Below are 22790 nucleotides of genomic sequence, written 5' to 3' on the forward strand. Positions count from 1 at the left end.
TTGCCAGTCATGCGACCTCCTGACCTTCAGCGCGTGTTTCCGCGGTTGCGGCCAGACCAAGCTTGGGGCGAACCCATTGTGCCAACCGCGCGATCGCGTCGTCGGCTTCGGGAGCGCGGCCGGCCATCATCTGGAACGAGTGCAGCATCCCCGGAAATACGTCTATGCGCACCTCGACGCCGGCGGCTTTCGCGCGGTCGGCGAGCGCTCGGCTGTCGTCGAGCAGGGTTTCGTCTCCGCCCACTTGCAGATAGATCCGCGGCAGGCCCTTCAGATCGGCAAAGATCGGGCTGGCGAGTGGATGCCGGGGATCGGTCCCTGCAAGGACTTGCGATACCAGCATATCCACGACCGCCTTCTGGAAGAAGGCGTCCTTCTCGCGGTTGCTTTCGTAAGAGTGCCCGCTCGCCGACAGATCATACCAGCCAGAGATGCTGAGGATCGCGGCCGGCAGCGGCCGTCCCGCATCACGGAGTTTCATCGCCGCCGCAACGATCAGGCCAGCACCAGCGGAATCGCCTGCAGCTATGGTGTGCTTCGGCGCGACACCCTGCTCGGCGAGCCATTCGAACGCGGTCACGGCCTGCTCGATTTGGCGCGGAAACTTGCTCTGGAAAACGTAGTCGTACGTAGCGAGCAGAGCGTAACAGCCGATCGCCTTAGCAAGGTGTCCGACCATCTTGCGATGGGTCCAGATCGATCCGCCGACATAGCCACCGCCGTGCAGGTAAAGCATGACCCGGTCTTTGGCTGCCGTTTTTGGCTGAACCCACAGCGCGGTCTTGTCGCCGACGTTCGTCTCGACGTAATCGACGCCGCCCGGTTCTGCCGTCAAAACGGACCACTCGGATGCTTCCTGTGGCGATTCTCGACCGCTGCGGAAAGCCTCCGCGAGCGTGTCGTAGTGTATCTTGTTCGCTAGGCTCTGCTTGCTGTTCATTTGTCACGCTCCAATTCGTCCAGGAGGGCGATGTCAAGGATGACCGTGCCCATGAACAGCTAAGACGGATGAACCCAGCGAAAGGATACGTGGCCGGCAGATGCAACGCCTCGCCGGTGGCAGTTGCCGCGGACCCCGGGTGTCAAACCCAGCAAGGCTAGGCTGCTCCACCCTTCTCTGTGGGACGGTCGTTCCAGACATTCGCCGATCGGCCAGATGCTTCGTCTATGCCGTCGCCGGGTGGCCGGGGGCTGGGACTATTGACTATTATCGCCGAGCCAACATCGCTTTAAACATGCTGCTCTATCCTCTTCTACTCCGCAGTACTCCTCGTCACTCCCACTCGATTGTACCTGGGGGCTTGCTCGTCACGTCGTAGACGACGCGGTTGATGCCGCGCACTTCGTTGATGATGCGCGTAGCGGCGGCACCGAGGAAGGCCATGTCGTAGTGGTAGAAATCCGCCGTCATGCCGTCGACCGAGGTGACGGCGCGCAGCGCGCAGACGAACTCGTAGGTGCGGCCGTCGCCCATCACGCCGACGGTCTGCACCGGCAGCAGCACGGCGAAAGCCTGCCAGATGGCGTCGTAGAGGCCGGCCTTGCGGATCTCGTCGAGATAGATGGCGTCGGCCTCGCGCAGGATCTCCAGCTTTTCGCGGGTGATGCCGCCCGGGCAGCGGATGGCGAGACCGGGACCGGGGAACGGATGCCGGCCGATGAAGCTGTCGGGCAGGCCGAGTTCCTTGCCGAGCGCCCTCACCTCGTCCTTGAACAATTCGCGCAGCGGCTCGACCAGCTGCATGTCCATGCGTTCGGGCAAGCCGCCGACATTATGGTGCGACTTGATCGTCACCGACGGTCCGCCGCTGAAAGAGACGCTTTCGATGACATCGGGATAGAGGGTGCCTTGCGCCAGAAAATCGGCGCCGCCGAGCTTCTCGGCCTCCTCCTCGAACACCTCGATGAACAGCCGCCCGATGGTCTTGCGCTTCTTCTCGGGGTCCGACTCGCCCTCGAGCGCGCCGATGAAACGGTCCGCAGCGTCGACCAGGATCAGCGGCAGATTGTAATGCTGGCGAAACATCTCCACCACGCCCGATGCCTCGTCCTTGCGCATCAGCCCGTGGTCGACGAGGATGCAGGTAAGCTGGTCGCCGACCGCCTCGTGGATCAGGAGTGCTGCGACAGAGGAATCGACGCCGCCTGAAAGCGCGCAGATCACCTTGCCCTGGCCGACCTGCTTGCGGATCGTCTCGACCGCGTGCTCGCGGTAAGCGCGCATCGTCCAGTCGCCCTCAATACCGGCGATGTTGTGGACGAAGTTTTGGAGCAGCCTGGCGCCGTCCGGCGTATGCACCACTTCGGGGTGGAACATGAGGCCGTACATCTTGCGTTCGACATTGCCGAAGATGGCGAAGGGCGAGCCCTCCGATTTTCCGAGCACCTCGAACCCCTTGGGCAGGGAGATGACGCGGTCGCCGTGGCTCATCCACACCTGGTGGCGCTGGCCGGGCGCCCACAGGCCCTCGAACAACGGGCTGTCCTTGGCGATCTCGACGAAGGCGCGGCCGAATTCGCGATGGTCGGAGCTTTCGGCGACGCCGCCCATCTGCACGCACATCGCCATCTGGCCATAGCAGATGCCGAGCACCGGCACGCCGGCGTCGAAGACGATCTGCGGCGCGCGCGGACTGCCGATGTCGGCGGTCGAGGCCGGGCCGCCGGACAGGATCACCGCCTTCGGATTGATGCGCTTGAACGCCGCCTCGGCCGACTGGAAGGGCACGATCTCGGAAAAGACGCCGGCCTCGCGGATGCGGCGGGCGATCAGCTGGGTAAACTGGCTGCCGAAATCGACAATCAGGACGGTGTCGGGATGATTGGCTGTTTTCATGGCGAGCGTTTAGAGAAAGAAACGAGTCGGCGCAATGGGTTGCGAGGCCTCTCTCTCATTCCGATTCCGCATCTTCACGCGACAGATCAAACTCGATTGCGCCGGAGGCGATCGCCTGTTCCAGCAGTTGCACCGCCGCGGCCAGCTTCTCGTCGATGACGTGCAGATATTCGGTCCAGTCGCCGACATGCCTCAGATCGGCTGCCCCGTCGGAAATACCGCGCAGGCCAATAAGCGGCACGTCGAACAGCTGGCAGGCGCGCAGGCAGGCGAAGGTCTCCATATCGACCATGTCGGCCGCGATCGCGTCGTAGGCGGCGCCGGTGACGATTGCCGCACCGGTCGACAGCGTCGCTTGCCTCATGCCAGGAACTCTGAACGGCAGCGGCACGCTGATAGGCAGGTCGAGGAACGGCGTGGCGCCCTTCTCGAACCCCAGGGGCGAGGCGTCCATGTCGCGGTAGGCGACTGAAACGGCCTGGTAGATTTCAGTCTGCTCCAGCGTCCGGCTGCCCGCCGACCCGAGCGACACGACGAGATCGGGCAGCGCCTTTTCGGTCTTCAGCCGGGACAGTTCGGCGCTAAGTCCGACGCCGGCCTCGACCGGTCCGACGCCGGTCATCAGCGGCGTGAACAGCCGCTGCAGGTGTGGACCGTATTCGGCTTCGGCTGCCATGACGAAGAGAACGGACTTGCCGGAGATCGGGGTGAGCTCACCAGGTGCCTTGCCGGCCATGATCGTCGATCCTCCCCTGCCCGTTCCTCAGCCTTCGATACCGTCGCGGCCGAGCACTGTCATCATCGTTCCGGTCATTGTGGCAATCAGCTTGGCCTCGCCGTCGGTGGCGAACGCATAGGCCTGGCCGTCGGCGACGATAATGGTGCGGCCGGGCTTGGTCACCGAGCCGCGGAACAGGAAACGCTCGCCCCTGCCGGGCGCCAGCAGGTTGACCTTGAACTCGATGGTCAGCACGCCGGAATTTTCCGGCATCAGCGAGAATGCCGCATAGCCGCAGGCCGAGTCGAGAGCCGTCGAAATGACGCCGGCATGGAGAAAGCCATGCTGCTGCGTCAGAGCCGCCGAATAGGGCATTTCGATCTCGATGATGCCGGGCGTCACCAGCGTCAGCTCGGCGCCAATCGTCATCATCGCGTTCTGGCGCGCAAAGGACGTCCTGACGCGGTCCTCATAATCGGGAGCAGGAACGATCTTTGCTGCCATGGCCGTCGCCCTTCGTTTCTCGGCAAATCTTATTGCAAAGTCATTTATCGCAGAGGGCTGGGCGACAGGCAATCGCAAATGCTGCACTGCAGCATTCGGCCCCGGCTCTGTGTCCATGGCAATGGCTCAGCCGGCGCGGCGCAGCGCACAGAAATAGAAACCGTCGGTGCCGCTCAGCAACGGTGACAGCGAAATGCCGCCCGCAGCGCCTATCCGCATGGCCGCTTCGTGGCCCGCAAAACGGCTGTCCCAAAGCTGGCGGTGATCGACAGGGACAAAACCGGGATGGCGGTCCCGGAACGCCGAAACCTGGTCGCCATTTTCCTCGTCGAACACCGAACAGGTGATGTAGACCAGCAGGCCGCCGGGTTTGACGAAGTCGCTGGCGGCATCGAGTATCGTCTCCTGCTCGCCCTTGCGCGCGTCGAGCTGCCTCTGTGTCAGCCGCCATTTGGCATCCGGCCGGCGCCGCCACGTGCCGCTGCCGGTGCAGGGCGCATCGATCAGGACGATGTCCATATGCCTGCCGAGGGGCGCGAGTTCGGCCGGCCTGGTGACGATCTGCACATTGCGGTTTTCCGAGCGGCGGATGCGGTCGAAGATCGGCGCCAGCCTGGCCTTCTCGGCGTCGTGGGCGAAGATCTGGCCGCGATTGTCCATCGCCGCGGACAGCGCCAGCGTCTTGCCGCCGGCGCCGGCGCAAAAATCGAGCACCTGCATTCCAGGTTCGGCGCCGGCCAGTTCGGCCGCAATCTGCGAACCCTCGTCCTGAACCTCGAACCAGCCTTTCTGGAAGGCCGGTTCGGCCTGCACGTTCGGATGCCTGCCGTCGCCTTCGATCGGCGGGATGCGGATGCCGTGCGGCGCGATCCGCGCAGGCTTGGCGCCGGTCTCCGCCAACTCGGCCAGCACCTTGCCGCGATCGGCCTTAAGCGTATTAACCCTGAGGTCGAGCGGCGGGCGTGTCGCCAGCGCGGCACCCTCTTCCACCCAGGCCGTGCCGAACGCGCGCTCGAACAGCGGCATGCACCAGTCGGGGATGTCTGCCCTGACAGCCGGCGGCGCATCGGCGAGCCGGCGACCGCCGAGCGTTGCCAGTTCGTCGGCGGTAAGCAGCGGCGGCGCGAACTTGTCGCCCTCGAGCGCCTCGTTCAGCGACTGCGCCGTCTGGCCCCATTCGAGCAGCAGCGCGCCGAAGCCGATGGCGCGCGGCGTGTCCTCGCCGAGCAGCCAGCCGGCCGAGCGCTTGCGACGCAGCGCGTCGTAGACGATGTTGCCGATCGCGGCGCGGTCGCCGCCACCTGCGAAGCGGTGCGACAGGCCCCAGTCCTTCAGCGCATCGGCAACCGGACGGTGGCGCCGGCCAATGTCGTCAAGCACTTCAATGGCTGCCGCCAGCCGCCCGCCCAGTCTCATTGTCGTCTTCCATTACTCAGCAAAACAAAATCCGGCCCTGCTCTTAGAGCTTTTCGTGTCCTGATTGAAACAGTTCTGTTTCCCCGACGGCGAGACAATCCATGCAAGGGGTGACGAGTGTGGGTTGGTGCATCGCGAGCCGCCGCCACCAAGCGGGCGCCGGCATGCGTAACTAAACAATTCGATCAATATATTACAAGTCTCTAATGTGCATGTCTGGCGCTCACAAGCATAGCAGCTTGCGAAACTGCTCTGCTTTCCAAGTTTTCCGGTTGCGAATACTCTTTGCGCGGTGATTCGCGTCGCAGAAAAGGCGGAGCCGCGGGTCGATACGAGGAGAGGGCAATGAAGACTTATCTGGCGGAAGTTCTAGGCACGTTTCTATTGGTGTTCATCGGCACGGCTTCGGTGGTGACGGGCGGCTTCGGCGGCGCGCTGCCGCTTGGCCAGGAAGGTATCGGTCTGGCGTTCGGCATCGGCCTGATCGCGGCGGCCTATGCGATCGGCCCGATTTCGGGCGCGCACCTCAATCCGGCGGTGACGCTCGGTGTATTCCTCGCCGGGCGGATGCCGGCCAGGGATGTCATTCCCTATTGGATCGCGCAGGTCATCGGCGCCATCATCGCGTCGCTGGCACTGTGGATCATCGTCTCCGGACAGGTCGGCGGCCACACCGGCGGCTTCGGCGCCAATGGCTGGGATGTGACGAAATGGGGCGTCAGCTCGGCCTTGCTGTGGGAGCTGATCGGCACTTTCACCTTCGTCACGGTGATCCTCGGCGTCACCAACGCCAAGCACACCACGGCCTTCGCCGGCCTCGTAATCGGCCTGACGCTGGCCGGCCTGCACTTCGCCATCATCCCGGTGACCGGCACATCGCTCAACCCGGCCCGTTCGATCGGACCGGCGCTGTTTTCGGGAACTGCGGCGATCGGCCAGCTGTGGCTGTTCATCGTCGCGCCGCTGATCGGCGGCGCCATTGCCGGCGTGGTTGCCAAGGCCGGTATCTTCGAGAAGGACTGACTTTTCGGAAGCCCAACGAAAAAAGGCGCGGGTCGAGGCCCGCGCCTTTTTTTGTTGCGTCGAGAAATTCGTATGCCCGGATCAGGCCGCGAGGTCAAAACGGTCGGCGTTCATCACCTTGGTCCACGCCGCGACGAAATCCCTGACGAACTTCTGCCCGGCGTCCGCCGACCCGTAGACCTCGGCCAGCGCCCGCAGCTGCGCATGCGAGCCGAAGATCAGGTCCGCGCGGGTGCCGGTCCACTTGACCGCCCTGGTCTTGCGGTCGCGCGCTTCGTAGACTTCATCGGAGCCGGCCGCCGGATCCCAGACAGTGTTCATGGAGAGCAGGTTGACGAAGAAATCGTTGGTCAACGTGCCCGGCCTGTCGGTGAACACCCCGTGCTTCGACTGACCGGTGTTGGCGCCGAGCACCCGCAACCCGCCAACGAGCACCGTCATCTCCGGCGCCGTCAAGGTCAGCAGCTGCGCCCGATCGACCAGCATCGCTTCGACCGACATCGGCGGCTTGCCCCTGACATAATTGCGGAAGCCATCGATTTTCGGCTCGAGCGCGGCGAAGGACTGGACATCCGTCTGTTCCTGCGAGGCGTCCATGCGGCCTGGCGTGAACGGCACCCCCACCTCATGGCCGCCGTCTTTCGCCGCCTTCTCGATCGCCGCTACGCCGCCGAGGACGATAAGGTCGGCAAGCGAGATCTTCTTGCCGCCGAACTGCGCTGCGTTGAACTCGCTCTGGATGCCTTCGAGCTTTTCGAGCACCTTGGCCAGTTGCGCCGGCTGGTTGACCTCCCAATCCTTCTGCGGCGCCAGGCGGATGCGGGCGCCGTTGGCGCCGCCACGCTTGTCGGAGCCTCGGAAAGTCGAGGCCGAGGCCCAGGCGGTCGAGACCAGTTCTGAGACGGACAGGCCGGAGGCCAGGATCTTCGCCTTCAGCGAGGCGATATCCTGCTCGCTGACCAGTTCGTGGTCGACTGGCGGTATCGGATCCTGCCAGATCAGCTCTTCCTTCGGCACGAGCGGGCCGAGATAGCGGACGGCCGGACCCATGTCGCGATGGGTCAGCTTGAACCAGGCGCGGGCGAAGGCATCGGCGAACTGATCAGGATTCTGATGGAAGCGCCGCGAGATCTTCTCATAGGCCGGGTCGACGCGCAAAGCGAGGTCGGTGGTCAGCATCGCCGGGGCGCGACGCTTCGACGGATCGTGCGCGTCCGGCACGGTGCCTGCACCGGCGCCGCCCTTGGGCGTCCACTGATGGGCGCCGGCCGGGCTCTTGGTCAGCTCCCATTCGTAGTTGAACAGATTGTCGAAGAAGTTGTTGCTCCATTTGGTCGGCGTCGTGGTCCAGGTCACCTCGAGGCCCGAGGTGATGGCGTCACCGGCAATGCCGGTGGCGTGCTTGCTCGACCAGCCGAGGCCCTGCGCCTCGATGCCGGCGCCTTCCGGCTCCGGGCCGACCAGCGATGCATCACCGGCGCCGTGGGTCTTGCCGAAGGTGTGACCGCCGGCGATGAGCGCCACGGTTTCCTCATCGTTCATGGCCATGCGAGCGAAGGTTTCGCGGATGTCGCGCGCCGCAGCCAATGGATCGGGCGTGCCGTTCGGCCCTTCCGGGTTGACGTAGATCAGCCCCATCTGCACGGCGCCGAGATGGCCGTGAAGTTCGCGGTCGCCGGAATAGCGCTCGTCGGCGAGCCACTTGGTTTCCGATCCCCAGTCCACGTCCTGCTCGGGCTCCCAGACGTCGGCGCGGCCGCCGGCGAAGCCGAAGGTCTTGAAGCCCATCGATTCCAGCGCGACGTTGCCGGTGAGGATCAACAGGTCGGCCCAGGAGATCTTCCTGCCGTATTTCTGCTTGACCGGCCACAGCAGCCGGCGCGCCTTGTCGAGATTGGCGTTGTCCGGCCAGCTGTTGAGCGGCGCGAAACGCTGCTGACCTGCGCCGGCGCCGCCACGGCCGTCGCCGATGCGATAGGTGCCAGCGCTGTGCCAGGCCATGCGGATGAAGAGCGGGCCGTAGTGGCCGAAATCGGCCGGCCACCAATCCTGCGAATCGGTCATCACCTGGTGCAGATCCCTGATCACCGCATCGAGATCGAGGCTCTTGAATTCCTTGGCGTAATCGAAGTCCTCGTCCATCGGATCCGAGAGGCTGGACTGCTGGTGGAGGACGCCAAGGTCGAGCTGGTTTGGCCACCAGTCGCGGTTGCTCCTCCTGGCCGATCCATGTGGGACCGGGCATTTGCCGGCGCTGTTGTCGTCGGTTTTCGCGTCCATCTTTGCCTCCGATTTGTTGATTTTTCCGGGATTTTGTTGATTTTCCGGGCAGGGCCAGCGAGCCGCGCCATCCTGGAATGGTTCCAGACTAGCCTGCTCGGCCGATAAAGACAAATTGCCTTTGCTGTTTATTCTGATAGGTTTTTCTTATGATCGGTTTGACCGTCCGGCAGATGCATTATTTCGAGGCGCTGGCGCAGACGCTGCATTTCGGCCGCGCCGCCAAGCTCGCTGGCGTCAGCCAGCCGGCGCTGTCCGCACAGATCGCCGAGATGGAGCTGAGGCTCAATTGCCGTCTGTTCGAGCGCGGCGGCAAGGCGGTGCGCATGACCGACGAGGCGCAGGGCTTGCTGCCGCGCATCGAGCGCATCCTTGCCGACGTCCGCGACGTCGAGGCGACGGCCCGGCGCGGCCGCCCGGCGCTGGAAGGCCGCTTCCGCCTCGGCATCATCCCGACGGTGGCGCCCTATCTGCTGCCGCATGTGCTGCCGGAGCTGAAACGGCATTTCCCGGCATTGCAGCTCGAATTGCGCGAGGCGGTGACCGCGTCGCTGGTCGACGACACCAACTCGGGAAAGCTCGACGCCTTCGTCGCGGCACTGCCCCTCGATTACCCGGGCCTGGTCACCGAAGAACTTTTCTCGGACCGGTTCTTCCTGGCCGTGCCGGCCGGCGACCCCGCCTTCGCCTCACCGCCGGTGCCGCCGGAAAGCCCCGCGCTGGAAAGGCTGATGCTGCTGGAGGAAGGCCATTGCCTGCGCGAACAGGCGCTCGCCGTCTGCGGCAGCGTGCGGCCGGTGGCGATGGCAAGCTACGGCGCGACCAGCCTGACGACGCTCTTACAGATGGTGGCGCACGGGCTCGGCGTCACGCTCATCCCGGAAATGGCGGCAGGGCCGGCGAGCGCCATGCGCGACCTGAAGATCGTGCCGTTCCAGGAGCCGATGCCGCAGCGCACGATCTGCCTCGCTTGGCGGCGCAACAAGGTGCGCCACGACGAATGTGTCGAACTGGCCAAGATCATCCGCGGGCTGGATGCGGCGGTGCTGGCGGCGTAGAGCGGCGGATGTTGGATCCGGTTAGCCCCGAAGCGGACCCGCAGGCCCCCCTTCGAAAGGGACGACTTCAACCTTTTTCCCAGGCTGCGAGCAACGGGCCTTTGCTTCCGTAGACAGGGTCCTTGCGCGGCCGGCCGACCCTGGGGATCGTGACGACCGCCCTGTCATGATCGGCAGCGGTCGTACACAGGTCATAGGTGCCGGATGGAGGATAGGCGCCGACGACCAGAAAATCGTCGGATGCGGAAAGACGCTGGTGCCCGGTGCCGGCCGGAAGCACCGCGACGTCGCCGGCCTTCAGCGACAGCGTTCGCCCCTTGCTGCCGCCAAAGCGGACCTTGGCCGTGCCGCGCGCAACGCCCAGCACCTCGTGGATGCGCGAATGGTAATGAACGTAACCGTAGATGCCATTGCGCCAGCTATCGCCCCAGCCATTTGCTTCGAAAAGCGCCTCCATGACGGCCGCCGGATCGAAGTCTTCGGGCAGCTTCACAGCGCCGCGATAGACGACAAGCGGCCAGAACGGATGGTTGGGCACCAGGCCATCATCGCTGAACCGAAACGCGTTTGGTTTGCGCGGCCTCAGGAGGTCGGCAACCTCTCGCCTGTCCGGCCTGGCGATGCCGGTGACCTGCTCGAGGGCTTTCTTGGTGGTTTGCAGGATGCTCATGGTGCGCCCTTGGGGTTGGTGGAAGCTTCATGCCGATTAACCGGTTGGATGCCGGTCGGTTCCGCTGGCGGCAGAGATCTGCGAACGGTGCGGCGGTCATGGCGGGCGTCGTGCCGCGACAAGGTCCCGCACGACGAATGTATCAAGCCGGCGAAGATCATCCGCGGGTTGGAGGCGGCGGTGCTGGCGGGTGCGCCGCACCATCCAGCGAAAGGTTTGGTGTTGACCCGAAGTCGACCTTCGCAGCCTGAATGGCTGCTTTGCGCCGCATCACAGCCGTTAGGTAGAGAAGATGGTCATGCCGAAAGCCGAAAGTTCCGTTTGTTCGAATGATGACAACTAAGGAAATACGAACCAGCCTTTGCGCGCAATTCCGTGCTTTGGCGTTGCCGAGGGTGCTTCACTAGCATTGATCTTTTTGGTGCGGCATCCACGGCGCCGCGGCGTGCAGTAAGTGGAGAATACAATAGCGGTGAGGGCTGCGATCGGTGAGGTTCAGTGATGAATCATGTGCAGAGTACCAGGTCAAAATGTCTCCGCTGTGACTTCACCTTCATTAAACGACGGCCCTTGATTTTACCTCACGAGATAAGCGGCAGGGGGTGTAACGGCGTGTCGTCCCTCATTCCGTTATGCCTCGTTCTGCTGTTGGCATCTCCGGCAAATGGTCAGTTGGCGTCCGAAGCGCCAGCGGCCATAGCTAACGACAGCTCGTCGGTCGTGGTTTCCGAACATACCAAGGTCGACAAAGAACCGGGCAAGCCACAACCGAGCGCGCTCGGATCCCATATATCCAGAGAGCTGGTGCTCAGCGAAACACAGGCACTCAAGGAGGGCGCGCAACCGCCGCTCGGCGAGCATGAGGAGGCTTTACGCCGCGAATTGGCCGCAGCACGAGCGGAGCTAAACGTCATGCAGCGCAGCATACGTGAGCTAAGCGCCCAGGCACACGTGCTGGCAGACACGGCGGCTCAGCAAGCACAAGCCCTAAAAGAGCAGCAGCGAACAGACGAAGCGCTCGCGCTCGATCTGGATACGGCGCAGCGCGTTATCGAAAGCTACAGGGCTGAAGCCAGTCTCTGGAACAGCGAGCAGGCCACCGCGCTTGGCGCGCACCCCTCTATGGAAGCCTCCCAGCTTGCTGCGAAGCGAGCGCTTGATGACGAGCGGCACAAGGTTGAGCTCCTGGAACAAGAACTTGCCACGGCTCGCCAAACTATCGATGCTCTGAAGACAGGCGCAAATCTGGCAGCCGTCGAGCAGGCCAACGCCATAAGGGACCGACAGGTGGCCGAGGCCGCTCTAAAGCAGGTTCGAGAAAGACTCGAACGGGGACGCGAACGAGCAGATTCAGCTGTACGTGACCTCGATATTGTTCGCCAGGAGCGCGATGCTTTAAAGCAGAATTCGGTAGCATTGAGTGCGGCGCTCGACCAAGAGCGTGAAAGGGCTATCGGCCTAGCCCGCAGCCTCAGTGCGGCGCGTGAGGCAATTGATACCGTCAAGGGTAAGCGTCGGACTGCGGCTGTGGAGCGCGCGCCGAAAACACGTACCCCCGCGAGTGCACTTGCAAGTAGGTTATCGCGTTCGGGCGCCAAACCAGCCCGTAAACCGGGCTTGCCGGAAAAACAGAGAGTGAAGGTCCAAAAGTCGCCGCAAACTGCTCTGCTGGCAACCATACCTCTTCCCGCAGCATTGCTTCCAACCCGGCCATCAAAAAGCTCGAGCCGCGCGAGTGAAGACTAGTGAGCGAAAGCCGCAGGGGAGACGACTATGAACAAGTATGTCGCAGCCGCCTTGGTGATCGGGACTACAATTGGGCCTGCCTCGGCACTTGAAGCAGGCGTGGGCGGTAGGGCCGGCGGTGTCGGGGTCGGTGCTGGAGTGAGCGCCGGTTCGCAAGGCGTATCTGTCGGGGCGGGCACGAGCGTCGACGGCGTAGGCGGAGCAAATCTTGGAGCTTCGGTCGGTGCAGATGACGGATCAGTCGACGCAGGCGTTGGTGCCAGCGGCAACGTTGGTGACACAAGCACAAATGCCAGTGTGGGCGACGATCCGTCCGCCGAAAACGAGGCGGCTACCGCACCCGACAGTTCGACTGCAGCGTCGGCCCCTGCCTCTGCGAAGACCGCCAGGCAATCCATCGTGCTGCCACCCGTCCTCAGGCCTTCCAAAGCCGGTGAGGGTGACTTCACCGAGGGATATCCCTTTGGATCTCTGGGGCCACTGACACCGAGACCCGGTACGCCGATTGCGGTCGTGCGAGCCTGCCGCGCGGCGATCATGGCCGCTGCGACGCCGCTGGGCGCCGTCCGTGTCCACGCGGCAAGCGCAGGCGCCTTGCGTCAACTTCGGGGTGCACTCACGGCGCCGATCGAGGTGCGAATAGACTACGCAAGAGAAGGCGGCATCGAAGTCCGGCAGGCGCAAGTCAGTTGTCGCCTCGATGCGTCGGGCAGGGTCACTGCAATAATATAGCACCAAGCCTGATTGACAGCGCTGCACGCCGACAGCGGTACGATCCGCTTCGCCATCTACAAGGCGGCGTTCTAGCCCATCTGCGCCTCCCACCCCCTCACGGCACAAATATCAAAAACACCCAGGTAAAAAACACCACAAGGTGCACCAGCCCGGTCAGGAACGTCGTTCTCTCCGTGCTAAAGCTCACATTGCAGATGAAAAGCGCCAGGACCAAAAGCACCGTGTCGGTCGCCGGCAGCCCCAGGGTCAGCCCTCTTCCGGTGAGCAGGCTGGCGGCGGCTATGCCCGGTATTGTCAGGCCGATCGTCGCGCAGGCCGAACCCATGGCGACGTTCAGGCCGCGCTGCAGTTCGTTGCTGAGTGCGGCACGGACCGCCGAAATCGCCTCCGGCATCAACACCAGCCCGGCGATCATCGCGCCGACAATGGCATCGGCCTGCGGCACCTCATAGGCAATGAGCGCATCTTCGACGCTTGCCGCGACTTGCTCGGCCAGCATGACAATGCCGATCAGCCCGATCAGCAGGAGAATAGCGCCGGCGGCGAGGCTTTCGTTAGCGTCGGTTCGCACTGTGGCGCCGTGCGCTTGTGCGTCGATGAAATCGTCGCGGTGGCGGACAGTCTGCGCGAACAGAAAACCGGCATACAGCAGCACCGAAAGCACGCTGACGAAGCCAAGCTGAGCTGCCGAGAACGTGCCGGGATCGGTGGTTCGCGTGTAGGTCGGCAGAATGAGCGTCATGACGCTCAGCGCGACCAGAACCGCCAGATAGGCGCTTGTGCCTTGGCGCACGATCGCCTGCTTGCGATGGCGCCAGCCGCCAAACGTCAGGCACATGCCGACGACGCCGGTGGAGGTGATCATCACCGTCGAGAACACGGATTCGCGTGCAAGCGTCGGGTTGTTCGCGCCATGCAGCATGATGGAAACGATGATCGACACTTCGATTGCGGTCACGGCGATGGTCAGCACCAACGTGCCGTACGGCTCGCCTACCCGCCGGGCCACCGCCTCGGCGTGGTCGAGCACCACAAAAATGGTGATGAACATGATCGCGCTCGACAGCGCGCCGATAAATATCCTGGTACCCAGCGACCCTTCGTCCACCGACACCCCGCTGGCCCTGACCGCGACAGCCATCGCCAGCGCGGCCAACGGCATGCCGTAGGAAACCGCCGATCTTGCGAAACCACTCATTGTCACCGTTTTGCCTTCCCGCGAATCCCCTGGAAGGGCGATTTGCAACCACTGTTGCGCACCGCGACCATCCAGAGGAATCGCATATGACAGGTCATGACGAGCCCCATCGCAGCGTACCTACCCCTTCAAGGGGAAGGCAATCGCATTTGGAGTCTTGCGAAAATGGACCCCCACCCTAACCCTCCCCACAAGGGGGAGGGAACGCTGCCGCGCGCCCTTGCTTTCCTTTTGGCGACGAAATGCAGGCAATTTTGCAAAGGTCGGCACCACCGAAAGTCCCCCTCCCCCTTGTGGGGAGAGTCAGGGGTGGGGGTCCTCTTCGCAAGAATCCTCCTGCCCCCGCACACCTCGCCTGTCCCCTGGTCCGAAACATCATGTCATCCGCAGGGAAGCTCGCACGCTAGCCGGGCGTGTTGGCCTTGACGACCTTCCTGCATTCGGGCGTCAGCTCGCTCATGTGACCGGCCAGGCATTTGACGACGCGGCCACCGCCCGGCAGCACGCCCTTGCACAATCTCTGGTAATCTGCCTGGCAGGCCTCACGCTCGGCCGCCGTCTGCGCCAGCGCCGCGGTCGCTGCCAGCTGCGTTGCCAGGAAAAGCACGCCTAACCCAATCCGCATGGAACACCCCCTCAATATGTTGCCCAAACAACGCCTCCGTCACGCGTAGACGCAAGCCTTCTCAAGCCGTCTTCTGCGTCACCAATCCCAGTTCATCGATCATCGCCTGGCGCATCAGGAATTTCTGCGGCTTGCCGGTCACCGTCATCGGCAATTCGGTGCGGAAGCGGATGTAGCGCGGGATCTTGAAATGGGCGATCTGGCCGGCGCAGAAGGCCTTGATCTCCTGCTCGGTGGTGATCTGGCCGGGCTTCAGCACGATCCAGGCGCACAGCTCCTCGCCGTATTTCGGGTCGGGAATGCCGAACACCTGCACCTCCTTGATCTTGGGGTGGCGATAGAGGAATTCCTCGACCTCGCGCGGATAGACGTTCTCGCCGCCGCGGATGACCATGTCCTTGACCCGGCCGACGATGTTGCAATAGCCGTCTGCGTCGATGGTGGCGAGGTCGCCGGTGTGCATCCAGCCCTCCGCGTCGATGGCCTCGCGGGTCTTTGCCTCGTCGTCCCAATAGCCCTTCATCACCGAATAGCCGCGCGTGCAGAGCTCGCCAGGCGTGCCGACCGCGACGGTGGCGCCTTCGGCGTCGATGGCCTTGACCTCGACATGCGGATGGACGCGGCCGACGGTCGAGACGCGCTTTTCCAGGGGGTCGTCGACGCTGCTCTGGAACGACACCGGGCTGGTCTCGGTCATGCCGTAGGCAATGGTCACCTCGGCCATATGCATCAGCGACACCACCTTCTTCATCACCTCGATCGGGCATGGCGAGCCGGCCATGATGCCGGTGCGCAGGCTGGTGAGATCGAAGGAGGCGAACTCCGGGTGGTCGAGCAGGCCGACGAACATCGTCGGCACGCCGTAAAGCGCGGTGCAGCGTTCGGTTGCCACCGCCTTCAGCGTGGCGCCGGCATCGAACCCCTCGCTCGGGAAAACCATGGTCGCGCCCTGGGTGACGCAGCCCATCGTGCCCATCGACATGCCGAAGCAGTGGTAGAGCGGCACCGGGATGCACAGCAGGTCGTCGACGGTGAGCCTGATTGCCGAAGTTACGAAATTGCCGTTGTTGACGATGTTGTTGTGGGTCAGCGTTGCGCCTTTCGGCGCGCCGGTCGTGCCTGAGGTGAACTGGATATTGATGGCGTCGTCCGGTTTCAGCCCGTCGGAAATGCGGTCGAGCCGGTCATGCTCGTCGCGCCCGGCCATCGCCAGCACATCGGCGAAATTGAACATGCCCGGCGAACTCTCCTCGTCCATGCGGATGACGATCTTCAACGCCGGCAGTCTGCTGGCGTCGAGCTTGCCGGGGGTGGCCGTGGCGATCTCCGGCGCCAGCGTCTCGATCATGCCGAGATAGTCGGAACTCCTGAACTTGGCGGCGGTGACGAGCGCTCGGCAAGCCACCTTGTTCAAGGCATATTCCAGCTCGACCAGCCGGTAGGCCGGGTTGATGTTGACCAGGATCAGGCCGATGCGGGCGGTGGCGAATTGCGTCACCAGCCATTCCCAGCGGTTCGGCGACCAGATGCCGACGCGATCGCCTTTCTCGAGGCCGAGCGCCAGGAAGCCGGCGGCGAGCGCATCGACGGTCTCCGATAGCTCTTCCCAGGTAAAACGCTTGTCCTGCTCGACGAAGACGGCGGCATCGAGCGTGCCGTATTTGCTGACCGTATCGGCAAACAGCGCCGGGATCGTCAGGTTGAGCAGCGGCACGCTGCGCTCGCCCGAGACATGCGCCGTGCCGTCGACCGGCGCAATGAACGAGCCGCCATCGCGCTTGCCGCGCAGGCTGGTGGCATTCTTCAACTCGTCGAGATTGATCGGCATCGCCGTGTCCTCCGCAGACCAGCCGAGCCTATCAGCCCGGCGGGGTGGTGGAAATCCCGTCGATGGTGGGGCTTGCGCTGGAACTCGCCTGTCAGGGCCAAAAACAAAAAACCCGCCTCGGCGGGCGGGTCTTCAGGGCCAATTGGCACCATAGCGAGATTAGTAGCATAGCTGCCGGCACAAAGCAAGAACAAAATTGCTGTATGTCAGGAAATTGCTTCGGGTCGGCGCAGCTGCTTATCTCCCCCCTCGAGGGGGAGATGGCCGGCAGGCCAGGGGGGCGCCGCGCGTGGAGCTCCAGCCTGTTCTGTCGGTCAGGAGAGTCGCGTGAAGACGTACCGACCCCCTCTGTCGCCTTCGGCGACATCTCCCCCTCAAGGGGGGAGATCGGCGGCGTCAGCCTGCGTTCACCGACACCATCCTGCCCGCAATATCGCGCAGCACGGCCTCGTCCGCCGCCGCGCGCGCCTTCCGCGACGCGACGAGACAGGCCTGCGAGCGCAGGATGAGCCCATCGGCCAGCACCTTGAGATGGTTGGCGCGCAGCGTCGAGCCTGACGTGGTGATGTCGACGACGATATCGGCCAATCCGGCCGCCGGCGCGCCTTCGGTGGCGCCCAGGCTTTCGACGATGCGATAGACCTGGATGCCGTGCTTTTGCGAAAAGAACTGCTGGGTCAGGCGCCAGTATTTGGTGGCGATCCTGAGCCGCCGGCCATGGCGCTGGCGGAAGTCGGCGGCCACGTCGTCGAGATCGGCCATCGTGTCGACATCGAGCCAGATGTCGGGCACGGCGACGACGACATCGGCATTGCCGAAACCGAGGCGGGCGATGATTTCGGCGCGCGCCTCGCAATCGGCAAGGTTTTCGCGCAGCAGATCCTCGCCGGTGATGCCGAGATCGACCGAGCCCTGGCCGATTTCGCCCGCGATCTCGGAGGCCGACAGGAACGCTATCTCGACGCCGTCCATGCCATCGATACGGGCGCGGTATTTGCGCTCATCGCCGGGCAGGCTGACGGCAAGCCCGGCCTTGGCCAGCACCTCCAGCGCCTGCTCCTTGAGCCGGCCCTTCGACGGCAGCGCCAGCGTGATCATGGCGCCTTCTCCCGCAGCGCCTCGATGCGGTCGAGCCAGACGGAAAAGCCGACGCCGGGGATCGGCGTTTTTGCGCCGAGCAGCGTCAGCAGCCGGTCGTAGCGGCCACCACCGGCCAGCGGCCGGTCGCCATCCTGCGCCGCGATCTCGAAGACCAGGCCGGTGTAGTAATCGAGCGGGCGGCCGAAGGCGGCGTCGTAGCGGATTTCAGACATCGGCAGGCCGAGGCTTGCGATGGCCGCCGCGCGGGCGGCAAAATTGTCCAGCGCGGCGCCCAGCGAAAGGCCGGCATCGGCGGCAAAGCTTTCGAGCGCCCCGGCGGCGCTGTCGAGCGGCACGTCGATCGCCAGAAACCCCTTCAGCGCCGCAAATGCCTCGTTCGACAGCCGCACGCTGCGCAATTCGGCCTTCTCGACCAGGCGCCGCGCGATTTCGGAGGGCGAACGCCCGGCCGTTGCCGACAGGCCGGCCTCTTCCATGCCGCCGGCGATATGCGCCGAAAGAGCGTCCAGATCGCCATCAAGGACAAGGGCGGCGACCGCGCCGGCGAGCTGGCTGTTGCGCGGCGGATTGGCGAGGTCGGCAAGGGCTGCCTCCAGCATCGCCGCCGAGCCGAAGGCGCGCGCCAGCCGCATGCGCCAGCCGCGCGGCAGGCCAAGCGCTGCCAGCACCGCCTCGAAAATGGTCTGGTCGCCGAGCGTGACCACCAACTCGCGGCCGGGCAGCGCCAACGAGAGCAGCGCATGCGCATCGGCCAGCGAGCGGGCGTCGGCGGCGGCGGTGTCGCGGTCGCCGAGGTCCTCGATACCGGCCTGGAAGAATTCGTTGCCGCCCTCGCGGCGCTGGCGAAACACCTCGCCGAGATAGGAATAGCGGCGCGGCGTGCCCGCCTGGCTAGCAATGTGGTCGAGGCAAACCGGAATGGTGAATTCCGGCCGCAGGCAAAGCGTCTGCCCGGTCTCGCTCTCGGTGAGAAAGATGCGACGGCGCAAATCCTCGCCGGCCATGTCGAGGAACGGGTCGGCCGGCTGAAGCACGGCGACTTCGACCGCATGGGTGTTGCGCGCGGCGAAGAGCTTGGTGATGTCGGATGCGACGGCGGGGTAGCGGGAGGTCATTGATCGGTTGGGCGCGAGGCACCCCCCTCTGTCCTGCCGGACATCTCCCCCGCAAGGGGGGAGATCGGCAGCTTGGGCCCCGGCACCTTTTCTCCAACGCCGGAGATTGGCGAAAGCAGGCGCGACATCCAATCTCCCCCCTTGCGGGGGAGATGGCCGGCAGGCCAGAGGGGGGTGTTCACGCGCCACCCTTCGCGCGGTCAGCCGCCTGCGCCGCAAGTATCTTCTTCACTTCGGCAACCAGTTCACTCTCCGCCACCGTCACCTGCGCCGGCCGTGCGGCGCGCCATTCGGCGTTATCGGCGATCTCGGCCGACATGCGGGCGCCCTCGATCAGGTCCTTGATCTGCACCTCGCCCTTGGCGCGCTCGTCGCCGCCCTGGATGACAGCGACGGGGCTGCCGCGGCGGTCGGCGTATTTCAGCTGCGCCTTCATGCCGGCGCCGCCGAGATACATTTCCGAGCGGATGCGGGCGGCGCGCAGCTCGGCCACCATCTTCTGGTAGCGGCCGAGGCTTTCCGTATCCTTGTCCATGGTCAGCACGACGACCGGCGCGATGACATCGGAAGTATCGAGCTTGCCCAGGTTCTTCAGCGCCGTCATCAGCCGTGAGACGCCGATGGAAAAACCTGTCGCCGGCACCGGCTCGCCACGGAAGCGCGAGACGAGACCGTCATAACGTCCGCCGCCGCCAACCGAACCGAAGCGCACGATCTGGCCGTCCTCATTGGGGATCTCGGCCAGCAGCTCGGCCTCGTAGACCGGGCCGGTGTAATATTCGAGGCCACGCACGACGGAGGGGTCGATGCGAATGCGATCCTCACCGTAGCCGCTTTGTGCGACCATGGTTCTTATCTGCTCCAACTCTGCAAGACCCTCAACAAACGAGGCGTTCGTGATGCCCAGATGTTCGAGTTTCCTTTCCTCGATAAGATTGCTGAGACCGGGGTTGATGGATGCCAGTGTCTGGACAATTTTTTCGGGATCATGCTGCGCCATGACTGTGAAATAGCTGATGACAACGTCGATTTGCGTATTGTCCAGCCCGGCGCCCTTGGTGAAATCACCGCTCTCGTCCTTGCGCCCGGCGCCCAAAAGCAGGCGCACGCCCTCGACGCCGAGCTTGTCCAGCTTGTCGATCGCCCGCAGCACCGTCAACCGGCGCCCGGCATTTTCGTCACCGCCGAGGCCGATCGCCTCCAGCACGCCGTCGAGCACTTTTCGGTTGTTGACACGGATGACGTAGTCGCCGCGCTTGATGCCCAGCGCCTCCATCACGTCCGCCATCATCATCGCCATCTCGGCATCGGCCGCAACGCCCGGGGTGCCCACGGTATCGGCGTCGAACTGCATGAACTGGCGGAAGCGGCCGGGACCGGGCTTCTCGTTGCGGAACACCCAGCCGGAGCGATAGCTGCGATAGGGTTTCGGCAGGCGCTCGTAATTCTCGGCGACGAAGCGCGCCATCGGCGCGGTCAAATCGTAGCGCAGCGACAGCCACTGGTCGTCGTCGTCCTGGAACGAGAACACGCCCGAGTTCGGCCGGTCCTGGTCTGGCAAAAATTTGCCGAGCGCGTCGGTATATTCGATGAGCGGCTGGTCGACCGGCTCGAAACCGTAGAGCTCGAAGACCGAGCGGATCGTCGCCATCATCTTCTCGACGGCGCGCAGGTCGGCGGCGCCGCGGTCGACAAAGCCGCGCGGCAGCCGCGCTTTCATCTTTTCGGATTTGTCGGCCATGGGATGGGTACTCGGTGTTTCGTGGCGTTCCGGGGATCGGCTAAATAACCGATTTCTACGGCGCCGGTGTCCTAACCGATGCAGCCGGGAGCGGCAAGGGTTTGCGCTTCTCCTTCCCCCTTGTGGGAGAAGGCAAGAAAAAGAAGCTGAAACAATTGCGCCATGCGCGCGGCATCGTGCAGACACAATCCGGGCCGATAAGCGCGCCGAAACAAGGGGTTCGGGCCCATGGCCACGCTACAGAAGTTCGACATCATCGATAGCGGCGCACGCGACGCCTCGGTCCGGCTGCGGCCGGCCGACAATCATGCGCCGAAGGCGACGAAGCAATTCGCGGGACCGTTCGAGATCGCGGCGCAACAGCGCAACGGGCCGACCATGCGCGACGTGCTGATAACCGGCCTGCTGGTGATCTATCCGGTGTTCGCCGCGCTGGCGGCCATCCTCGCCGGGTTTTTCCTCGCCGGCGCCGGCGGCGCCTGAGCCGCTATTTCGGCCGCTTGAAGGCTTTCCGCTCCGCCTCGACCGGCTCGCGGCAGACGCAGCCCTCGAGATGGTCGTTGACTAGCCCCATCGCCTGCATGAAGGCGTAGACGGTGGTCGGGCCGACAAAGCTCCAGCCGCGCTTCTTCAGTTCTTTCGAAATGCGGACCGAGACGGCCGTCGTCGGGTTGGCGCGCAGATGGGCGAGATCGACGATCTCGGGCCGCTCGTCCGGTCCTGGCTCGAACTTCCAGAACCATGCCGCCAGCGAGCCGGCCTCGTCGATGAGCTCGCGGGCGCGTTTGGCGTTGTTGATGGTCGACACGATCTTGCCGCGATGGCGGATGATGCCGGCATTGCCGAGCAGGCGCTCGACATCGGCGTCGGTGAAGGCGGCGATCTTGTCGACATCGAAGCCGGCGAAGGCCTCGCGAAAATTGTCGCGCTTGCGCAATATGGTCAGCCAGGACAGGCCCGACTGGAAACCCTCGAGGCAGATCTTCTCGAACAGGCGGCGATCGTCGGCGACCGGCCGGCCCCATTCGTGGTCGTGGTAGTGCAGATAATCCGGCAGGTTGCCGTGCCAGAAGCAGCGGGCGACGCCGTCGGGACCGGCAAGCAGACCTGTCTTTTCGTCCATGGAGGAATTCCGTTCTTGTCCTGGCGTTAACGCGTTTTGACGCGGCCTTTACCGCGGCTTTACCAGATTCCTGAACCGGGCGGTAACCACACCAAAAGCTTTACTGACAGATCGGCATTTTACGCATTCCGATTCATGTTTCGGTTGCCGCTTCGCGCCCAATGTCGGCGAAATCGGGGAGGCTTTGCACCCCGGCATGTTCGACGATCAAGGTGCGTTGCGATGAAGATATTCTTGTTCCCACTGTTCGGCGCCGCGGCCGTGCTTGCCGCCGGTGCCGCGAATGCCAACGACCGCTATGCCGAGAGGCCGCCGGTGGTGGTCAGCCCCGACCTTTCGGCGCCCTGGGTGCTGCAGCTCGGCCATGCGCCGGGCATCGTGCGGCAGAGCCGGCAAGAGGCGCAGCCGCAACGGCGCTACCGGCGCCAGGCCGAACCGGATCAGCTGCGCACCGCTGCGGTGCAGGCACCGGCCAAGCGCATGATCATGCGGCCGCAGATCGACCCGATCTATCTGCCGCAGGAAGTCGCCTATGACGGCCCGCAGAAGCCGGGCACGATCGTCATCGATACGCGAGAGAATTTCCTCTATCTGGTCGAGAAGAACGGCAAGGCGCGGCGTTATGGCGTCGGCACCGGCAAGCCGGGCTTCGAATGGTCCGGCACCCACAAGATCACCAACAAGCGCGTCTGGCCGGACTGGCGGCCGCCGGCGGTGATGATCGCCCGCGAGGCCGCCAAGGGCCGTTATCTGCCGACCTATCTCGCCGGCGGCATGGAAAACCCGCTCGGCGCACGCGCGCTCTATCTCGGCTCGACCGAGTACCGTATCCACGGCACCAATCAGCCCTGGACGATCGGCGGCGCGGTGTCGTCGGGCTGCATCCGCATGCGCAACGAGGACGTGGTCGACCTTTACGAGCGGGTCAATGTTGGCACGACGGTTGTAGTGATGTAATCTGCGGTTGACCTCACCGATGATTCTGCTCAGAAGCCTCGGGAGTATTGAATAACGGGGGACGGGCCGTGTGGGGATGCGGCCAGTCACGAAAGGGCAGCGCGGCAAGCCGTGCT

Annotated in this window: 20 protein-coding genes; 6 read left to right on the forward strand and 14 right to left on the reverse strand. The window is 64.2% G+C overall.

Going from position 1 to position 22790, the window contains the following annotated elements:
• Positions 1-7: 7 nt before the first annotated feature.
• The 5 genes from NKH17_RS01155 to NKH17_RS01175 form a co-directional block, all read right to left on the reverse strand.
• Entirely contained in the window at positions 8-940 is a 933-nt protein-coding gene (locus NKH17_RS01155) for an alpha/beta hydrolase (protein WP_352475806.1), read from the reverse strand.
• A 333-nt stretch (positions 941-1273) separates the two neighbouring features.
• Positions 1274-2836 (reverse strand): glutamine-hydrolyzing GMP synthase, encoded by a 1563-nt coding sequence (guaA, locus tag NKH17_RS01160; RefSeq protein ID WP_352475807.1) that lies wholly within the window; start codon positions 2834-2836, stop codon positions 1274-1276.
• Positions 2837-2891: 55 nt separating this feature from the next.
• A complete protein-coding gene (locus NKH17_RS01165) occupies positions 2892-3572 on the reverse strand; it encodes a 5'-methylthioadenosine/S-adenosylhomocysteine nucleosidase (protein WP_352897981.1) in 681 nt (226 codons plus the stop codon).
• A gap of 27 nt (positions 3573-3599) precedes the next feature.
• Positions 3600-4058: a PaaI family thioesterase gene (locus NKH17_RS01170; RefSeq protein ID WP_292654248.1), complete on the reverse strand. Its 459-nt coding sequence runs from the start codon at positions 4056-4058 to the stop codon at positions 3600-3602.
• 126 nt (positions 4059-4184) lie between these two features.
• Positions 4185-5474: an RsmB/NOP family class I SAM-dependent RNA methyltransferase gene (locus tag NKH17_RS01175; RefSeq protein ID WP_352897984.1), complete on the reverse strand. Its 1290-nt coding sequence runs from the start codon at positions 5472-5474 to the stop codon at positions 4185-4187.
• Positions 5475-5819: 345 nt separating this feature from the next.
• On the opposite strand from NKH17_RS01175, the gene NKH17_RS01180 reads away from it, so the two are divergent.
• Complete coding sequence (locus NKH17_RS01180; protein ID WP_254819333.1) at positions 5820-6497, forward strand: MIP/aquaporin family protein; 678 nt, start codon at positions 5820-5822, stop codon at positions 6495-6497.
• An 81-nt stretch (positions 6498-6578) separates the two neighbouring features.
• Here the strand turns inward: NKH17_RS01180 and katG are convergent, their stop codons facing one another.
• Positions 6579-8777, reverse strand: coding sequence for a catalase/peroxidase HPI (katG, locus tag NKH17_RS01185; protein ID WP_352897986.1), 2199 nt, complete (start codon positions 8775-8777; stop codon positions 6579-6581).
• A 149-nt stretch (positions 8778-8926) separates the two neighbouring features.
• Between katG and NKH17_RS01190 the strand changes: the two genes are divergently transcribed.
• Complete coding sequence (locus NKH17_RS01190) at positions 8927-9835, forward strand: hydrogen peroxide-inducible genes activator (protein WP_352897988.1); 909 nt, start codon at positions 8927-8929, stop codon at positions 9833-9835.
• 67 nt (positions 9836-9902) lie between these two features.
• Here the strand turns inward: NKH17_RS01190 and NKH17_RS01195 are convergent, their stop codons facing one another.
• Positions 9903-10505 carry a cupin domain-containing protein gene (locus tag NKH17_RS01195; RefSeq protein ID WP_352897991.1) on the reverse strand — a complete coding sequence of 201 codons (603 nt, stop codon included), beginning with the start codon at positions 10503-10505 and terminating at the stop codon, positions 9903-9905.
• A gap of 612 nt (positions 10506-11117) precedes the next feature.
• On the opposite strand from NKH17_RS01195, the gene NKH17_RS01200 reads away from it, so the two are divergent.
• A complete protein-coding gene (locus NKH17_RS01200; RefSeq protein ID WP_352897994.1) occupies positions 11118-12251 on the forward strand; it encodes a coiled-coil domain-containing protein in 1134 nt (377 codons plus the stop codon).
• 27 nt (positions 12252-12278) lie between these two features.
• Complete coding sequence (locus tag NKH17_RS01205) at positions 12279-12983, forward strand: hypothetical protein (RefSeq protein ID WP_352897995.1); 705 nt, start codon at positions 12279-12281, stop codon at positions 12981-12983.
• A 97-nt stretch (positions 12984-13080) separates the two neighbouring features.
• Here the strand turns inward: NKH17_RS01205 and NKH17_RS01210 are convergent, their stop codons facing one another.
• The 6 genes from NKH17_RS01210 to hisS form a co-directional block, all read right to left on the reverse strand.
• On the reverse strand, positions 13081-14184 hold the full coding sequence (locus NKH17_RS01210; RefSeq protein ID WP_352897997.1) for a calcium:cation antiporter: 1104 nt from the start codon (positions 14182-14184) through the stop codon (positions 13081-13083).
• Positions 14185-14587: 403 nt separating this feature from the next.
• Positions 14588-14809, reverse strand: coding sequence for a cysteine rich repeat-containing protein (locus NKH17_RS01215; protein WP_254819326.1), 222 nt, complete (start codon positions 14807-14809; stop codon positions 14588-14590).
• 61 nt (positions 14810-14870) lie between these two features.
• Positions 14871-16637 carry an AMP-binding protein gene (locus NKH17_RS01220; protein WP_352897999.1) on the reverse strand — a complete coding sequence of 589 codons (1767 nt, stop codon included), beginning with the start codon at positions 16635-16637 and terminating at the stop codon, positions 14871-14873.
• A gap of 396 nt (positions 16638-17033) precedes the next feature.
• The gene (hisG, locus tag NKH17_RS01225) at positions 17034-17735 is read right to left on the reverse strand and encodes an ATP phosphoribosyltransferase (RefSeq protein WP_352823566.1); all 702 of its coding nucleotides are present in this window, start codon (positions 17733-17735) and stop codon (positions 17034-17036) included.
• Complete coding sequence (locus NKH17_RS01230) at positions 17732-18853, reverse strand: ATP phosphoribosyltransferase regulatory subunit (protein ID WP_352898001.1); 1122 nt, start codon at positions 18851-18853, stop codon at positions 17732-17734. The genes hisG and NKH17_RS01230 overlap by 4 nt, the downstream gene beginning before the upstream one ends.
• 178 nt (positions 18854-19031) lie before the next feature.
• A complete protein-coding gene (gene hisS / locus NKH17_RS01235) occupies positions 19032-20594 on the reverse strand; it encodes a histidine--tRNA ligase (RefSeq protein WP_352898004.1) in 1563 nt (520 codons plus the stop codon).
• Between the two features lie 228 nt (positions 20595-20822).
• Between hisS and NKH17_RS01240 the strand changes: the two genes are divergently transcribed.
• The gene (locus NKH17_RS01240; protein ID WP_352475820.1) at positions 20823-21077 is read left to right on the forward strand and encodes a hypothetical protein; all 255 of its coding nucleotides are present in this window, start codon (positions 20823-20825) and stop codon (positions 21075-21077) included.
• A gap of 4 nt (positions 21078-21081) precedes the next feature.
• Here NKH17_RS01240 and NKH17_RS01245 read toward each other — a convergent pair whose 3' ends face one another.
• Positions 21082-21717: a DNA-3-methyladenine glycosylase I gene (locus tag NKH17_RS01245; RefSeq protein ID WP_352506891.1), complete on the reverse strand. Its 636-nt coding sequence runs from the start codon at positions 21715-21717 to the stop codon at positions 21082-21084.
• Positions 21718-21939: 222 nt separating this feature from the next.
• Here NKH17_RS01245 and NKH17_RS01250 point away from each other — a divergent pair, with 222 nt between their 5' ends.
• A complete protein-coding gene (locus NKH17_RS01250) occupies positions 21940-22674 on the forward strand; it encodes a L,D-transpeptidase (protein ID WP_352898007.1) in 735 nt (244 codons plus the stop codon).
• Positions 22675-22790 lie beyond the last annotated feature (116 nt).

The sequence above is a fragment of the Mesorhizobium sp. M1334 genome (assembly GCF_040317995.1).
In the GTDB taxonomy this organism is placed as follows: domain Bacteria; phylum Pseudomonadota; class Alphaproteobacteria; order Rhizobiales; family Rhizobiaceae; genus Mesorhizobium.

What these genes read in the sequence shown, in the direction of transcription:
- guaA (WP_352475807.1), bottom strand. Translation starts at nt 2,836, where the DNA reads ATGAAAACAGCCAATCATCCCGACACCGTCCTGATTGTCGATTTCGGC.
- hisG (WP_352823566.1), bottom strand. Translation starts at nt 17,735, where the DNA reads ATGATCACGCTGGCGCTGCCGTCGAAGGGCCGGCTCAAGGAGCAGGCG.
- NKH17_RS01220 (WP_352897999.1), bottom strand. Translation starts at nt 16,637, where the DNA reads ATGCCGATCAATCTCGACGAGTTGAAGAATGCCACCAGCCTGCGCGGC.
- NKH17_RS01215 (WP_254819326.1), bottom strand. Translation starts at nt 14,809, where the DNA reads ATGCGGATTGGGTTAGGCGTGCTTTTCCTGGCAACGCAGCTGGCAGCG.
- NKH17_RS01175 (WP_352897984.1), bottom strand. Translation starts at nt 5,474, where the DNA reads ATGAGACTGGGCGGGCGGCTGGCGGCAGCCATTGAAGTGCTTGACGAC.
- NKH17_RS01190 (WP_352897988.1), top strand. Translation starts at nt 8,927, where the DNA reads ATGATCGGTTTGACCGTCCGGCAGATGCATTATTTCGAGGCGCTGGCG.
- NKH17_RS01195 (WP_352897991.1), bottom strand. Translation starts at nt 10,505, where the DNA reads ATGAGCATCCTGCAAACCACCAAGAAAGCCCTCGAGCAGGTCACCGGC.
- NKH17_RS01230 (WP_352898001.1), bottom strand. Translation starts at nt 18,853, where the DNA reads ATGACCTCCCGCTACCCCGCCGTCGCATCCGACATCACCAAGCTCTTC.
- NKH17_RS01250 (WP_352898007.1), top strand. Translation starts at nt 21,940, where the DNA reads ATGAAGATATTCTTGTTCCCACTGTTCGGCGCCGCGGCCGTGCTTGCC.
- NKH17_RS01240 (WP_352475820.1), top strand. Translation starts at nt 20,823, where the DNA reads ATGGCCACGCTACAGAAGTTCGACATCATCGATAGCGGCGCACGCGAC.
- hisS (WP_352898004.1), bottom strand. Translation starts at nt 20,594, where the DNA reads ATGGCCGACAAATCCGAAAAGATGAAAGCGCGGCTGCCGCGCGGCTTT.
- NKH17_RS01155 (WP_352475806.1), bottom strand. Translation starts at nt 940, where the DNA reads ATGAACAGCAAGCAGAGCCTAGCGAACAAGATACACTACGACACGCTC.
- NKH17_RS01245 (WP_352506891.1), bottom strand. Translation starts at nt 21,717, where the DNA reads ATGGACGAAAAGACAGGTCTGCTTGCCGGTCCCGACGGCGTCGCCCGC.
- NKH17_RS01165 (WP_352897981.1), bottom strand. Translation starts at nt 3,572, where the DNA reads ATGGCCGGCAAGGCACCTGGTGAGCTCACCCCGATCTCCGGCAAGTCC.
- NKH17_RS01205 (WP_352897995.1), top strand. Translation starts at nt 12,279, where the DNA reads ATGAACAAGTATGTCGCAGCCGCCTTGGTGATCGGGACTACAATTGGG.
- katG (WP_352897986.1), bottom strand. Translation starts at nt 8,777, where the DNA reads ATGGACGCGAAAACCGACGACAACAGCGCCGGCAAATGCCCGGTCCCA.
- NKH17_RS01210 (WP_352897997.1), bottom strand. Translation starts at nt 14,184, where the DNA reads ATGAGTGGTTTCGCAAGATCGGCGGTTTCCTACGGCATGCCGTTGGCC.
- NKH17_RS01170 (WP_292654248.1), bottom strand. Translation starts at nt 4,058, where the DNA reads ATGGCAGCAAAGATCGTTCCTGCTCCCGATTATGAGGACCGCGTCAGG.
- NKH17_RS01180 (WP_254819333.1), top strand. Translation starts at nt 5,820, where the DNA reads ATGAAGACTTATCTGGCGGAAGTTCTAGGCACGTTTCTATTGGTGTTC.